Here is a 15,270-nt window from a genome sequence, read left to right on the forward strand (position 1 = left end):
AGAAAATCGTTCGTAAAGAAACACGAGCGTATCAAGGACGTCTTCAAGAAGAAATCAATCAAGATCGTGAAAACCATGGAAAAAAGCCTTTTCCACCAGATAAATTTGATAAAGAAGAGACCAAAGAGATTAAAGAAAGTACAACGGATTCTGAGAGTGGCTACTATGTGAAAGATGAACGAACAAAACAGTTTGCCTATTCATTCCACGCGGCCGCAGACCGCAACGGTTTTGTATTGGGAACGATTGTAACACCTGGGAATATACATGACAGTCAGATCTTAGAGCCACTAGTTGAACAAGTGATTGAGAAAGTTGGAAAACCGGAAGCCGTTGCCGCAGATGCAGCTTATAAAACACCAGCGATTACAAGCTACCTATTTAACAAAGAAATCATACCGGCTTTACCTTATACACGTCCTCGCACCAAAGAAGGATTTTTCCGCAAACAGGACTATGTATACGATGAACATTTTGATTGTTACCTTTGCCCTTCGGGCGAAACTTTAAAGTACTCAACAACAAATAAAGAGGGCTATCGCGAGTACAAATCGCCAAAACAAATTTGTACAACATGCTCATTTTTATCTCGGTGTACAGAAAGCAAAGACTGTCAAAAAGTGGTGACACGGCATATCTGGCAAACACATGTGGAAGAAGCAGATCATCTGCGTCATCATCAAGATGTAAAACCTATATATGCTAAACGTAAAGAAACGATTGAGCGTGTATTCGCAGATGCAAAAGAAAAGCATGGTATGCGTTGGACTACTTTAAGGGGACTTAAAAAATTGTCGATGCAGGCGATGCTTACTTTCGCTGCCATTAATTTAAAGAAGATGGCCAATTGGACATGGCGAGGTCCAAAAATGGCCTAACATAGTGGGCTCGTAGAGCCCCAATCTCTTAACTTTAGGCGAAAATTCAAAGGGAATTTCAAAAGGGTTTCAGAATTTTTTAATTCCGAACCCCTTTTGTCTACAAACTGAAAGGAGAGCCTTAATGGCTCTCCTTTCCTCATTTTTGCACTACTCCTTTGCTTGCTTGTATCAAATCACCAATTAGATCTTCCTTACCTGTCTCGAAGCATTCGATGATCTTGCTGCCGACAATGACACCATCGCAGTATTGTATTGCATCACGGACATGATCTGGCGTCGATATGCCGAACCCAGCAAGAACGGGAACCGGACTTATCTCTTTTACCTTCTTTAAGTAGCCTCCAAGTTCTTCCCCAAAGGAGTCACGGGCACCCGTTATACCTTTGACTGTAACTGCGTAGATGAATCCCTCCGCCCCTGCAGTAATCTCAGTAATACGCTCTTTCGAAGACGTGAGTGTCACAAGTCGGATAAGAACGATCCCTGCAGTTTTGATTGATGAAAAGATGGCTTCTTCTTCAATCGGTAAATCTGGGATGATGCACCCGGAAATCCCTGCATTGAGACAGTCATTCGTAAACTCTTTAAGTCCATATGCCAGGATTGAATTCGTATATCCCATTAAAATAATTGGGATGGTCACTTCATTTTTGATTTCCATTACTTTTTTCAGGACATCTTTTAAAGTTGTTCCATTTTTCAAAGATCTGATGCCGGCTTGTTGGATAACCGGACCATCTGCGACAGGGTCAGAGAATGGTATACCTAGTTCAACGGCAGTCGCACCGCTGTTTTCAAGGAAAAGAAGCTGGCTCTTTAACCGTTCAAGACCTCCATCCCCTGCCATAATATAAGGGATGAATGCCTTTTCCTTCTTTGTTTGACATTCTTCAAGCGCATTTGTTAATTTATTCATGTTCACTACCCCCCATCAATGATTGGACCGTTTCAACATCCTTATCACCACGGCCGGACAGGCAAATCACCAGTCCTGTTCCTTTCTCCATTTCTTTAGCAAGCTTTAAACCGTAGGAAATGGCATGTGAACTTTCTAAAGCAGGGATGATCCCTTCCTCCCTTGAAAGCATCGCTAGAGCTTCCAAGGCTTCATCATCGGTTACAGAAGTATATTCCACCCGATTTGTATCTTTTAAGTAACTATGTTCAGGCCCTACCCCTGGATAATCCAGCCCTGCTGAAATTGAATGTGCCTCCTGGATCTGACCGTCCTCGTTCTGCAGTACATACATGAATGCCCCGTGGAGCACCCCGGGTTTCCCCTTAGTCAAACTTGAAGCGTGTAATGGTGTTTCAAGACCATGCCCTGCCGCTTCCACTCCGTATAATTTTACCGTTTCATCCTCAATGAATGGATAAAACATTCCCATTGCATTACTTCCCCCGCCTATACAAGCAACTACTGCATCCGGTAGGGAGTGAACCGCCTCCGAATATTGACGCTTTGTTTCATTCCCTATTACGCTTTGAAAATCACGTACAATAACGGGGAATGGATGCGGACCAAGAACTGATCCCATTATATAATGGGTGTCATCCACATTCGCCACCCAATATCGTAACGCCTCATTCACTGCATCCTTCAGTGTCCCGCTTCCTTGTGATACAGATATGACCTTGGCTCCCAAAAGCTCCATCCTGAATACATTCAATTTCTGTCTCCTGATATCTTCTTCTCCCATAAAGATGATGCATTCCAACTTCAGCAAAGCACACACAGTCGCCGTTGCAACCCCATGCTGTCCTGCACCCGTTTCGGCAATCACCTTTTTCTTGCCCATTTTCTGAGTCAGCAAAGCCTGACCGATCGTATTATTTATTTTGTGGGCTCCGGTATGATTCAAGTCTTCTCGTTTCAGATAAATATCTGCACCACCAGCAAGTCTTGTTAAGTTCTCCGCAAAATAAAGTGGTGTTTCCCGACCGATATATTGTTTCAGGTAATAATTTAGCTGCCTTTGGAATTCAGGATCCTTTTTAGATTGTTCATATACTTCTTCAAGCTCCGTAATCGCCGCCATTAAAGTTTCCGGAACGAAACGGCCTCCATATGCTCCAAAATGTCCAGTTTCATCAGGCTGTGTATAAGTGTTCATCTATTCATTCCTCTTTTCCGGCTGTATATTTCGCCTCATTAATAAATGCCTTTATTTTAACAGCATCTTTTAATCCGTTTGTTTCAACGCCGCTGGCTACGTCAACTGCGAATGGTGAAACGGCATTAATCGCTTTTCTGACATTTTCAGGAGTCAGCCCACCAGCTAGAATTACCTTCCCCGGTGGCAGATCCGCTTTTCGGATCATATCCCAATCCAAAGTCAATCCCTTTCCAGATGAACTCTTAGGAAGATCTACTAATAGATAATCTGCTGGGTATTCATGAAGGTTTTCAAGGTCTTTCTCTGAATTGACGGCAAAGGCCTTTATCACTGGTAGGGGCATTCTGCGGGCAAAGCTGGCAGACTCGTTACCATGAAGCTGAATATAATCCAACCCTGCAATTTCAGCACTTTTTATCACTTCTTGTTCAGTTTGATTGGCAAACACTCCGACTTTTTTAACCTGTCCAGCTAGATTTGCTCCGAATTCTCCTACTATCTCAGGCTCAACCTTCCTGCTACTCTCGGCAAAAATGAAACCAATGAAGTCTGCCCCGGAACTAACAGCAGTCTGAGCGGCTGCCAATGTCTTTATCCCACAGATTTTCACTAACATATTAATCTCCTTATATACTCATTTGCAGTTCGGCCATCGTGTGCCGAAGATTTGATGCAGTCATCAGTGTCTCCCCGACTAAAATCGCTTTTGCACCAGCTTCCTTCACACGCATCACGTCTTCTTTTGTTTTGATTCCACTTTCACTGATAATGATATGGCGTTTTGGATCAAGTAACTTCGCCAGTCGTTCCGTTACAGCCAAATCCACTTTGAAGGTCTTTAAATTCCGATTGTTAATCCCTATTAGCTCTGCATTCAGCTCTAGAGCCCGTTCCAGTTCGGCTTCATCATGGACTTCCGTCAATACTTCAAGCCCTTTTCTTTTTGCATATTGATATAATTCATGAAGGCGTTCTTTAGAAAGTGCTGCCACAATCAATAGAATGATAGTGGCACCAGCTTGATGGGCGCGATCGATTTGGACTTCATCGATGATGAAATCCTTGCACAACCTGGGAATCCGTATGGCCTCGCTAACGATTCTCAAATCTGCAATGGATCCTTTAAAGAAAACCTCATCCGTCAATACGGATATCGCTGCCGCTCCGCCGCTTTCATATGAAAGGGCCTGCTCGATCGGATTTACATTGATTTTAATGTCCCCTTTTGAAGGGGAAGCCCGTTTTATTTCCGCGATAACCGCCATTGATTTCGCCGTTTTCAAATTTTCCACCAAAGATGGTCTGACTATGTTGATCGTTACCGAATTGTCTAAGCCCCTTTCTTTTAATTTTGCGACTTCCGCCTTTTTCTGTTCGATGATTTTCGTTAAGATATTTTCCATTACATGACCACCTTATTTCTATTGCCATAAGCAATCAGATTTTCTAACTTTGCAAGAGCCGATCCGCTATCAAGACTTTCTTTGGCCATGGAGATTCCTTTTTTGATCGTTGCTGCCGTACCATGTGCGTATAATCCCAATCCAGCATTCAATAAAACTGTATCACGATAGGCTCCTTTTTCCCCTTTGAGAAGCCTAAGCATGATATCGGCATTTTGTTTGGCGTCACCGCCGCGGATGGCATCATTTCCGTAAACCGGCAGATCCACTTCTTCAGGGTGCAGCGTAAATGGGATAATATCCCCTTTCTCCAAAAGCACGAGTGAATTTTCACCCTGTAGGCTCGCTTCATCCATAAACCCGGCACCATTTATCACGACCGCGCGTTTCCTGCCTAATTTATGCAGGACTTCCGCAAAAAGCTCGAGCATATCACGTCGATTAATTCCCATTAATTGCGTGTCGAGTTGGACTGGATTTGTCAGAGGACCGATTAGATTAAATATCGTCGGGATTTTCAGTTCTTTTCTCACTTTCATTATCCGTGCAATATTAGGGTGGACCGATGGGGCAAATAAGAATGTGATCCCATTTTCCTCCAACAGTTCTTTTAACATATCAGGCTCCAAGTACAAATTAACACCTAATTCTTCCAATACATCCGCACTGCCTGTTTTGCTTGAAATGCTGCGGTTTCCATGTTTGGCAACCTTGACACCGGCCCCGGCAAGTACGAAGGCTGATGCTGTACTTATATTGAAGCTTTGTGACCCATCTCCTCCCGTTCCGCAATTATCCATAACATTTAGAGAACTTGTTCGTACACTTCTTGCTTCTTTTCTCATGACTCTGACAAGGCTTGCTATTTCACCTGCCGTTTCCCCTTTGGATTTTAGGGCAATGATGAAAGCTGCCATCTCGCTTTCGGTGATATCTTTAGAAAATAACGCTTGGGCTGCTCTGCTCATCTCTTCTTCCGTCAATGTTTGACGCTCCGCTAACTTCGCTAAATACTCCTTCACCGCTAACTCCCCCAGTCGTTTTTTTTATAAGATGGATTGTTCCTTCTCAGATTGGAAGGTTCCCGCAATCTCATAAAATTGATGCAATAATTCCTTGCCGATTTTCGTCCCTATTGATTCAGGGTGGAACTGTAAACCGTAAAGCGGGAAATCTTGATGTTTCAGGGCCATGATCTCCCCATCATCCAGTGCTACTGCCGTCACAGTCAGTTCATCCGGCAAACTCGCCCTTTCAACTACAAGGGAATGGTAACGCATTACCGGGAATTGTAAGTCCTGTTTGGCAAATACACCTGTTCCATCATGTTCGATAACTGATGTTTTCCCATGCATGATTTGTTTCGCTCCAACCACATTCGCACCAAAAACTGCCCCAATGGCCTGATGCCCCAAACAAATGCCTAATAGCGGAACCTTCTCATAAAAATTACGGATGATTTCCATACTGATACCAGCATCTTCCGGCCTGCCGGGTCCCGGGGAAATGACGATTGCCATTGGATTCAGTTCCTCAATTTCCGCAAGGGTGATTTCGTCATTCCTTTTTACTATGATTTCTTTTTCCACTTCTCCTAAATATTGATAAAGGTTATAAGTGAACGAGTCATAGTTATCAATTAATAAAATCATTTTGTGTGAACCTCCATTAAAGCGCGTGCTTTATTTTGTGTTTCTTCAAATTCCGTTTTTGGATCTGAATCATATACAATTCCTGCCCCTGCCTGTACATAGGCCTTGCCATCTTTAATGATCATCGTCCGAATGGCTAATGCCATATCAAGATCCCCTCCAAAACCTATGAACCCTATCGAGCCCGAATACATCCCCCGTTTACAATTTTCCAGTTGATTGATCAGCTCCATTGCCCTGATTTTTGGAGCACCTGAGACTGTTCCGGCAGGGAGGCAGACCGTCAGCGCATCTAAACTCGTGAACCCTTCCCTAAGCTTTCCGCTAACCTTCGAAGCAATATGCATGACATGCTGATATCTTTGAATTTCCATTTCCTCGGTAAGGTGGATTGAACCGATTTCGCAAACCCTGCCAAGATCATTCCTCCCCAAATCAACAAGCATCTTATGCTCGGCAAGTTCCTTTTCATCCATCAGCAGGCTTTTTTCGAAGCCTTTATCTTCTTCATCCGTTTTCCCTCTCGGCCTTGTACCGGCAATGGGATTAACATGAACCATTCCTGATGAAACACTGATCAAGCTTTCTGGAGACGACCCAATAATTGTATAGTCACCAAATTCTATATAAAACATATAAGGAGAGGGGTTGGCTAATCGCAAACGACGGTAGGCATCGAAAGGCTTCCCATCGAAGTCCGCTTTGAACCTTTGTGATAAAACAACTTGGAACACTTCACCAGCTATAATCGCTGATTTAACATCAAGGACCATTTTCTCGAATTCATCCTGACTGAAATTCGATTTAAATTCCAAATATTCCGACGATATTTCCTTTGACGGTTTGCTTGCCTGATTGATTTTTCCCTTCATCCCCAATAAACTTTTCTCACTATCATCTTCCGCAGTCAAAAGATGGATCTTCTGCAGAACATGATCGAATATATACAGTTCTTTATAAAAAAGAAAATGAGCATCAGGCATTTGCAGGGAATCAGGAGGCACCGGACCTATATTTTCATACAAACGAATAATGTCATAGCCCATATATCCGATTGCACCACCGTTAAATGGAGGAAGATGTATGGGAGCCTCTCCTATCTCCACTAATAATTCATTTTTTAGAAACTCGATGATATTCATGTTCTTTACAATTTGATCACCTGTTTCAGTATCTTTCACATTTACTTGGCCAGCAAGTGATGTTACCTCCAGATAAGGTTTTGAACCTAGATAAGAGTAGCGGCCGTTGTCATGATGCGAATTCGAGCTTTCCAATAAAAACTTCTGGTCACCATCTAATTTCTGAAATATGGCAATGGGTGTGTGGATATCCCCTTCAATTGTGTCCATTTTGAAACGGAGTATTTTTTTTTCATCCAAATTATTCATCTCTCAATTCCCTCCCGATTCTTATGCGCCCTTATAAACCCTTGGAAGGGAAAACCCTTTTGTCCAAGTGCCGGAGTTTTCATTTCCTCTGGTTTTGATTTTTTCTCTAAAAGGTATATATATTGAAATTCCAATAAAAAAATCCCCCGCAAACACAAATATGTGTCTGCAGAGGACGGTAAACCGCGGTGCCACCTCAAGTTGGAAAAACGCAACATTTTTCCCTCTCAAGCAAGAAATGAAAAATTCTTGCGATTACCCTTTAACGGTGGCTGCCGAGTTTCCCTACTTATTTCAAGAAACCACTCATAAGTCCATTCATCTTCTTATATCGTACCGGTTTCCACCTATCCCGGCTCTCTGTTACGCATCTAAAAAGATTACTACTCTCATTCATAGATTTAATTATCATTTCCATAAAAACGCAAAAAGGCCCCTCATCCAAAGGACGAGGAACCCGTGGTACCACCTTAATTAGCTAAATTAGCTCACTTTACGGCATTAACATGCCTATCTCCACTAACGATGAGATAATCGCCAAAGCCTACTCCGTTCATCCGTTTCGGTTTGGGGCTCGGAAGTCCATTCGCTTAAATTCGTTCACCAGTTTTCAGCAACCACTGGCTCTCTGCAGAACATCATTAAGGTACTCTTCTTCGTCACTGCCTTTATCATTTTCTTGCTTATTATGTTAAAACAATCTTTTCAGTAAGTCAATGGAGTTTTCTAAAAATATTTTTAATTTTTCATTTTTATCCATTCCCCGTCATCGATTCCTTTTGCCTTCTTAATAACAAGATAGGCTGAATAAGTGCTGACTGACTCAAACTCATCCGTATACTTTTTTTCATCCGCCTTACCGGGGACTATTTCCTTGAATCTTCGGTAAGCCTTCATAAATTCTTCCTTAAGTATTTTATTTTCATAAGCCTTTTCTACAGCTTCAAAGAATTTGATCACATCTACGATTTCTTCAGTAGACCAATCAAGATCCATTGGATATTGATATTCCATACCCTAAACACGCTCCTTCTAGATAGTTTTCATGCTGTCCGGCAGACCATGCATCATCAGTCTGCCCATTTTGAACGAATCGCTTCCGCTTGGTCGATAATCCGACTGAATAGTTCAGCAGTCGATGGTACATCATGAATCAGCCCCATCACTTGTCCGGCCCAAGCAAAGCCTTCACCTTCGACACCGTCATGGATATAACGCTGATTCGCTTTTCCGCTTATGTAATCCTTCAATTGTTCATATCCGCCGTTTTCTTTTTCTATTTCAAGGATCTTATCGGTCCAGCTGTTTGCAATTACCCTGGCTGGTGCACCAATGGAACGCTTGATGACAACGGTATCATTTTCTGTGCCGGAAACCAAGGCATTTTTATATAATTCATGTGCATGAACACATTCCTTGACTGCTATGAATCGTGTTCCCATCTCGATTCCTTCGGCACCAAGTGCCAATGCTGCCATCAAACCGCGTCCATCGCCAAAACCACCCGAGGCGATGACTGGAATATTAACGGAGTCCACAACTTGAGGAATTAACACAGAAGTCCCAATATCATCACGGCCTAAATGTCCTCCTCCCTCTTGACCAACTACCATCACCGCATCTGCCCCAAGCTGTTCAGCCTTCATTGCCTGCCTTCTTGCAGCAACAAGCACGAGTTTTTTCACCTGGGTGCCTTTGACGTAATCAAGAAATGGTGCAGGGTTGCCGCCGGTTACGGAAATCGCTGCGATATCCTCTTTCAAGGCTGCTTCCAGCATGTGTTCATAAGGTCTTCCATGCTGACCGATAGCAAAGTTCACACCAAACGGTTTATCCGTCAATGATTTGGTTTTTCTAATTTCATCTGTCAGTTGGTCCGGGCTGTCCAAGGACATGGCCGTTACCTGCCCCAGCCCCCCTGCATTCGAAACTGCCGCAGCCAGGTCTGCATATGCTAAATGGGCCAATCCCCCTTGTACGATTGGGTATTGAATACCTAACAAATCGGTCACACGCGTTTTCCACTTCAAACTCCTCAGCTCCCTTTTCATTTAATGTGATTTGTTTATTTAGCTGAATTCAAAAATCATTAGCTTCATTATGGCAAATATTGTTTAACCGTTCAATTTTTAAACTCACCTACAATATTAATAAAAGAAGAATTCTTGAGTAAATCCAGTAAATACTAGGAAAATGGACATTTATAATCTGCTGATAATTTTATCGAGCCCTTTAACAACAAAGACATATATAAATTGTTTAAGTCAGGACATTAAAGTCACTCTAGGCATTTATTATAAGACGTGCTATAATTCATATGTTTTATGTCTATCCACAAGCTTACTAACCATACGATGGAATCGGAGAAACATACGACCATTAATAGAATGGGAGTATATACTCCCAAATATTACGTACCTATTTTATTGAAAAGGGGCCACAAAGAATTGTCACAGAATGAAACACCCTTATACACTGCCTTATTGCAGCATGCAAAAAAAAATCCTGTTCAATTTCATATTCCAGGTCATAAAAAAGGAAAAGGAATGGACGCTGATTTCCGTAATTTCATTGGAGAAAATGCATTATCCATAGATTTAATCAATATCGCTCCACTCGATGATCTCCATCAGCCAAAGGGGATCATTAAACAAGCTCAGGATCTTGCCGCTGAAGCTTTTGGGGCAGATCACACATTCTTTTCCGTTCAAGGAACAAGTGGAGCAATCATGACGATGGTCATGACAGTCTGCGGACCTGGGGACAAAATCATCGTCCCAAGGAATGTACATAAATCCGTAATGTCTGCCATTGTATTTTCCGGAGCTGTTCCCATTTTCATCAATCCTGAAATAGACAAAGAGTTGGGAATCTCACACGGAATCACCGTCGATGCCGTCGAAAAAACTTTAAGGGAACATAGCGATGCAAAAGGATTGCTTGTCATCAATCCAACCTATTTCGGCATTTCGGCTGATTTGCAAAAAATAGTGGAAGTTGCTCATTCCCACAAAATCCCAGTACTGGTAGATGAAGCACATGGTGTCCATATACACTTCCATGAAGACTTGCCGATGTCAGCCATGCAAGCTGGAGCAGATATGGCTGCAACGAGTGTTCATAAACTGGGCGGTTCACTAACGGGAAGTTCCATATTAAATGTTAAGAATGGAATGGTTTCCGCAAATCGTGTTCAAGCCATATTGAGCATGCTCACAACCACCTCAACCTCCTATATCCTTCTAGCTTCCCTGGATACTGCCAGAAGACAACTTGCGACGGTAGGCAGGGAAATGATTGATGAAGCGATCAATCTCGCAGGGTATATCCGTGAGGCCGTTAATGAGATTCCTTATCTTTACTGTGTCGGCAGCGAAATTCTTGAGAGTGAGGCTGCCTTTAGTTATGACCCGACTAAATTGATCATATCCATCAAGGAATTGAATATTACCGGATACGACGTTGAGAAATGGCTTCGTGAAAAGCATAATATCGAAGTGGAACTCTCTGACTTGTACAATATCCTTTGCCTGATAACACCTGGAGACTCAAAAACAGAAGCGGACCTTCTGATTGCTGCCCTTAGAGACTTGGCGGATGAGTTTAAGGAAATGGCGGCTGAACATGAAAAGATCGAAGTCCTGCTTCCTGATACACCACCACTGGCTTTATCACCAAGGGAAGCATTTTATGCAGAAACCGAAGTGGTTCCCATTGAGGAATCTGTCGGCAAAATTAGCGCTGAGTTCATCATGGTTTACCCGCCTGGAATCCCGATCTTCATACCAGGTGAATTGATTACTGAAGATAATATCAATTACATCCGGAAAAACATCGAGGCCGGCCTTCCTGTTCAAGGCCCTGAGGACCCAGAAATAAAATATTTACGTATCATTAAAAATTGATTGATTCCATCAAACCAGAGCAAAGTACTGCTCTGGTTTTTTTGCCCCTTTTATTATTGAAAAGCAGCTCCCGATAAACTGAAGATTTCCGCTTCATTAACTTCCATAAAAAGGGTGCTCCAGGTTACAATCCTGAAACACCCTTAAATTCTATTAATCTTATAATCCTTTTTCGATTTATTTTTCAGAGGCAGCTGTATCACAGCTTTGGCAGTTGTGATTGTGTGTATATAGTACACTTACTTTTTCATCTTCAAAATGTTCAATCGTGCTATTGCAAGTTTGACATACGATAGTTCCCATTTTTACAACCCCTTCCTCTATATTGTATGCATCAATGACGTAATGTAACCGCTTTATATGAATTATAATATAACACATTTAATATTTCAAGCTAAAAAGTATAACATATATACTTTTTTCCCATTTAATGAACCCTCATGTTGGAAGAAATTGATTCCAATCGTTCGTTAGACTGATTCCTTTTTGGACCCTGGAGCTCATTTCATCACACCCCTTGCTTTTCCATAGCAAGGTGAAAAAGGAATTTCGCCTTTTAATTTACATATAGATATGTATATAATACATCCATAAAATGTTAATATATTCTTACATCCTATCGATCTAAGGGGGATCCATATGACTGAAAATGCCTATATCAAACTTGTTCCTGAGTCCGTGAAAGGGACTGTAACCATCGAAGACGTGAAAGAATTGCTGAACTATTATCAAATGATCACAGCGAAAACCGGAAAGCAACTGGATTGGGACTATGATAAGAAAGCATTTCCTTATGAAATGAAAGAACCAGAAAAGATGAAAGATAAGGTCATATATCTCCAATCCAAAGAAGATCGATATCACATGATATTGATAGGGGTTGACCAAGAAGTCGTTAAGGATGAAGATGGATCAGAGCGGATTCAATCCTATATCCAATTCACCCTCCCTGAAACAGCAACTTTCGGAGATAAGGGAAAAGCTAATGAACTGTGCAAGTTCCTTGCAAAGAAATTACGGGCGCAGCTACATCTCTTCAATAAACGGGTGATGTATTATTATCCAAGGAAATAAAAAAACCTGCAGAAGCCGAAATTGGCTCATGCAGGCGTTTCAATTAACTTTGGATCAAGGATCTCATAACCTTTCTTTTGAAAACCTTTCACGATATCCTCAATGGCTTCACTCGTCCATTTCCGGTCATGCATCAGTAAGTTCGCACCATTTCCTAAATAAGGGCTGTTCAACATGATCTCCGTTAAAGCTTTTTTATCCTGATACTCTTTTTCCCAATCATATCCATATGTCCAATTCATGACCAACATTTTTTCTTTCTCAGCGACTTTTTTTGAATGCTCGGTATTCGATCCAAATGGCGCCCTGAAGTACTTAGGGCGTACCCCTGTAATGCCTTCTACCAAATTGTTCAATTTTACGATTTCGCGCTCTTGTTCCTTTTCGGTCAACTCTTTTAAATTCACATGGGAATAAGTATGATTACCGATAGAAAAACCCATTTCATGAATTTCTTTTAGCACCGCTTTATTTTCATCATTTTCAAGAAAGTGACCATTCACGAAAAAAATCGCAGGTACTTCAAGTCTCTTCAGGGTCTGGGCGATTTTCAGAGAATATTTATCAGGTGCATCATCAAATGTTAACAACACAACTTTCGGATTTGCATCCCCAATTGGTTTAAATGACCAATTCGCTTTGTCCACCCGATATTCTGCCTTTACAATCCCATCGACAATCGTTTTTGACGTTTCGTTTTTCAGATCTTTCTCTTGCTGGCTGTCATCTTGAACCGTTGTTGTCGTTTCCACACTTTTTTGATTATCATTTTCTGTTCGACCGGAACTCGGATCATTACATGCCATCAATAAAAATGATACTAATGTAAATAATGCTACTCCTTTGTTAATCATGGTTCCTCCGTGGTTTCTTGTGTCATTGGGGCTTATCTAAAAATTCAATAAACGGATACTAGCGTTTCCAAAAGGATTTGCAATATACCGTAACATAATAGACTTATCACGGTAACAAGCATTGTTCGCCTATTGGATTTTAAAATCATTTTACCAATGTAAATGGCTAGATAGGAAAAGACCAGAAACATGAATACTTTGAAAACGAATCGATCGTTAACAGACAGCCATTCAACTAATGTATACCCACTCCAAACGATTAGTTGAAAGAGGATTACCAGATAATTCTTCAAGTGATCCACCTCATTTTAATATGAATATTTCAGCCATGATCTTTTTAATGGCAAAAAGTATTCCTTTAACATCGCTCATCTTATTTTTTATCCTTTATTACCTTTTTCAAACCCTTTTAAAGGAAAATAGTAAGAAGTCCTTTTTATAGCTTATGCCCTTTTTGCCCTTTTCATTTAACTAGCGTGAAGAAAATCATGGCTGGGGAAGTCATCCTTCATATTTGTATATCTGGTCAAACAAAAAAAAGCGTACTGCATTAGGCAGTACGCTTTTCAAAAAAAATCCATTACTTGATGATGTGAATAGGAGTTCCAAGGGCAACTTCAGCAGCTTCCATTGTGATTTCCCCTAAAGTTGGATGTGCATGGATTGTCATAGCAATATCTTCCGCAGTCATTCCTGCTTCGATAGCCAAACCAAGTTCTGCAATCATATCAGAAGCGTTTGGTCCTGCAATTTGTGCTCCTATAACCAATCCGTCTTCTTTGCGAGTGATAAGCTTCACAAATCCGTCCGTATTATTTAAAGAAAGAGCACGTCCATTTGCAGCGAATGGGAATTTAGAAGCAAGCGCTTCGATTCCAGCTTCCTTCGCTTCTTTTTCATTATAACCGACAGAAGCAAGTTCCGGTTCAGAGAATACAACAGCCGGAATAGCAAGATAGTCGATTTCAGATGAATGTCCTGCAATGGCTTCAGCTGCAATTTTACCTTCATAAGAAGCTTTATGAGCCAACTGAGGTCCAGAAACGATATCACCGATTGCATAAATGTTTTTCACGCTTGTACGGCATTGTTTATCCGTTTCGATCAAACCACGGTCAGTCATTTTGATTCCGACTTGCTCCAGGCCGATCTCTGCCGTATTTGGACGACGTCCAACTGTTACTAAAACGTAATCGGCTTCAACTTTTTTCTCTTCGCCTTTTACTTCATAAGTAACGGTTACACCTGTTTCAGTTTCTTCCACGCCTTTAGCATTTGCTTTAGTAACAATTTCAGCACCCTTGTTTTTAAGGTTACGCTTAACAAGTGCTGCCATTTGTTTTTCAAAGCCTGCAGAAAGGATTTCTTCCGTACCTTCAAGGATGGTCACCTTAGTGCCGAAGCTTGCGAATGCTCCGCCAAGCTCAGTTCCAATGTAACCTCCGCCGATTACCACGATCGAACTTGGAACTTCTTCCAAAGCAAGAGCACCAGTGGAATTAAGTACACGTTTCGTATATTTAAATGACGGAATCTCGATTGGCGATGAACCAGTCGCGATGATTGCGTTTTTAAATGTATATGTTTGGGCTGAGTCATCATTCATAACACGGATGCTGTTCTCATCAACGAAATAAGCTTCTCCAGTTACAACATCAACATTATTACCTTTTAATAGGCTGCTTACACCGCCTGTTAATTTTTTAACAACAGAACCTTTCCAAGCTTGTACTTTAGAAAAATCAACAGAAACTTTTTCTGCAAAGATACCCATATCTTCTGAATGCTGAGCTTCATGAAAACGGTGTCCAGCTGAAATTAAAGCTTTTGATGGGATACAGCCTACATTCAAACAAACTCCGCCGATTGTTCCTTTTTCAACGACCGTTACTTTCTGTCCAAGTTGTGCTGCGCGAATTGCGGCAACATATCCCCCTGGGCCTGAACCGATCACTAAAGTATCTGTTTCGATTGGAAAATCTCCTACTACCAT

The 15,270-nt window shown here is 41.5% G+C and carries 16 protein-coding genes and 2 other annotated features; of the genes, 3 read left to right on the forward strand and 13 right to left on the reverse strand.

Features of this window, described 5'->3' with window-relative positions; translation table 11 throughout:
* Positions 1–878: transposase (locus ACFX4I_RS00005; RefSeq protein ID WP_377418209.1), on the forward strand; the 878-nt coding region annotated here is incomplete at its 5' end.
* Positions 879–1,017: 139 nt separating this feature from the next.
* Here the strand turns inward: ACFX4I_RS00005 and trpA are convergent.
* The 9 genes from trpA to ACFX4I_RS00050 form a co-directional block, all read right to left on the reverse strand.
* Positions 1,018–1,797, reverse strand: coding sequence for a tryptophan synthase subunit alpha (gene trpA / locus ACFX4I_RS00010; RefSeq protein ID WP_230304032.1), 780 nt, complete (start codon positions 1,795–1,797; stop codon positions 1,018–1,020).
* Complete coding sequence (trpB, locus tag ACFX4I_RS00015) at positions 1,790–2,995, reverse strand: tryptophan synthase subunit beta (protein ID WP_283932750.1); 1,206 nt, start codon at positions 2,993–2,995, stop codon at positions 1,790–1,792. The genes trpA and trpB overlap by 8 nt, the downstream gene beginning before the upstream one ends.
* Positions 2,996–2,999: 4 nt before the next feature.
* Positions 3,000–3,614, reverse strand: a complete 615-nt coding sequence (locus tag ACFX4I_RS00020) for a phosphoribosylanthranilate isomerase (RefSeq protein WP_230304034.1) — start codon at positions 3,612–3,614, stop codon at positions 3,000–3,002.
* A gap of 10 nt (positions 3,615–3,624) precedes the next feature.
* A complete protein-coding gene (trpC, locus tag ACFX4I_RS00025; RefSeq protein ID WP_377418212.1) occupies positions 3,625–4,401 on the reverse strand; it encodes an indole-3-glycerol phosphate synthase TrpC in 777 nt (258 codons plus the stop codon).
* Entirely contained in the window at positions 4,401–5,423 is a 1,023-nt protein-coding gene (trpD, locus tag ACFX4I_RS00030) for an anthranilate phosphoribosyltransferase (protein WP_230304036.1), read from the reverse strand. The genes trpC and trpD overlap by 1 nt, the downstream gene beginning before the upstream one ends.
* A gap of 24 nt (positions 5,424–5,447) precedes the next feature.
* Positions 5,448–6,053 carry an anthranilate synthase component II gene (locus ACFX4I_RS00035; protein ID WP_377418216.1) on the reverse strand — a complete coding sequence of 202 codons (606 nt, stop codon included), beginning with the start codon at positions 6,051–6,053 and terminating at the stop codon, positions 5,448–5,450.
* Complete coding sequence (gene trpE, locus ACFX4I_RS00040) at positions 6,050–7,444, reverse strand: anthranilate synthase component I (RefSeq protein ID WP_377418219.1); 1,395 nt, start codon at positions 7,442–7,444, stop codon at positions 6,050–6,052. Before trpE ends, ACFX4I_RS00035 begins: the two co-directional genes overlap by 4 nt.
* A gap of 168 nt (positions 7,445–7,612) precedes the next feature.
* Positions 7,613–7,850, reverse strand: a binding site (T-box leader).
* A 35-nt stretch (positions 7,851–7,885) separates the two neighbouring features.
* Positions 7,886–8,116, reverse strand: a binding site (T-box leader).
* A gap of 66 nt (positions 8,117–8,182) precedes the next feature.
* Positions 8,183–8,458, reverse strand: coding sequence for a UPF0223 family protein (locus tag ACFX4I_RS00045; protein ID WP_377418222.1), 276 nt, complete (start codon positions 8,456–8,458; stop codon positions 8,183–8,185).
* A 56-nt stretch (positions 8,459–8,514) separates the two neighbouring features.
* Positions 8,515–9,474 carry an NAD(P)H-dependent flavin oxidoreductase gene (locus ACFX4I_RS00050; protein ID WP_283932746.1) on the reverse strand — a complete coding sequence of 320 codons (960 nt, stop codon included), beginning with the start codon at positions 9,472–9,474 and terminating at the stop codon, positions 8,515–8,517.
* A gap of 417 nt (positions 9,475–9,891) precedes the next feature.
* Here ACFX4I_RS00050 and ACFX4I_RS00055 point away from each other — a divergent pair, with 417 nt between their 5' ends.
* On the forward strand, positions 9,892–11,349 hold the full coding sequence (locus tag ACFX4I_RS00055; protein WP_377418225.1) for an aminotransferase class I/II-fold pyridoxal phosphate-dependent enzyme: 1,458 nt from the start codon (positions 9,892–9,894) through the stop codon (positions 11,347–11,349).
* 177 nt (positions 11,350–11,526) lie between these two features.
* Here ACFX4I_RS00055 and ACFX4I_RS00060 read toward each other — a convergent pair whose 3' ends face one another.
* Positions 11,527–11,652: a GapA-binding peptide SR1P gene (locus ACFX4I_RS00060; RefSeq protein ID WP_072272684.1), complete on the reverse strand. Its 126-nt coding sequence runs from the start codon at positions 11,650–11,652 to the stop codon at positions 11,527–11,529.
* A gap of 336 nt (positions 11,653–11,988) precedes the next feature.
* On the opposite strand from ACFX4I_RS00060, the gene ACFX4I_RS00065 reads away from it, so the two are divergent.
* Positions 11,989–12,423: a DUF1885 family protein gene (locus ACFX4I_RS00065; RefSeq protein ID WP_230302763.1), complete on the forward strand. Its 435-nt coding sequence runs from the start codon at positions 11,989–11,991 to the stop codon at positions 12,421–12,423.
* Positions 12,424–12,449: 26 nt separating this feature from the next.
* Here the strand turns inward: ACFX4I_RS00065 and ACFX4I_RS00070 are convergent, their stop codons facing one another.
* The 3 genes from ACFX4I_RS00070 to lpdA all read right to left on the reverse strand — a co-directional run bounded on the left by ACFX4I_RS00070 (position 12,450) and on the right by lpdA (position 15,270).
* A complete protein-coding gene (locus ACFX4I_RS00070) occupies positions 12,450–13,277 on the reverse strand; it encodes a polysaccharide deacetylase family protein (RefSeq protein WP_230302764.1) in 828 nt (275 codons plus the stop codon).
* 44 nt (positions 13,278–13,321) lie between these two features.
* The gene (locus ACFX4I_RS00075; protein WP_377418229.1) at positions 13,322–13,579 is read right to left on the reverse strand and encodes a hypothetical protein; all 258 of its coding nucleotides are present in this window, start codon (positions 13,577–13,579) and stop codon (positions 13,322–13,324) included.
* Between the two features lie 278 nt (positions 13,580–13,857).
* Positions 13,858–15,270, reverse strand: coding sequence for a dihydrolipoyl dehydrogenase (lpdA, locus tag ACFX4I_RS00080; protein ID WP_230302765.1), 1,413 nt, complete (start codon positions 15,268–15,270; stop codon positions 13,858–13,860).

It is taken from the genome of Peribacillus sp. YIM B13472 (assembly GCF_042788005.1).
Lineage (GTDB): Bacteria > Bacillota > Bacilli > Bacillales > DSM-1321 > Peribacillus > Peribacillus simplex_E.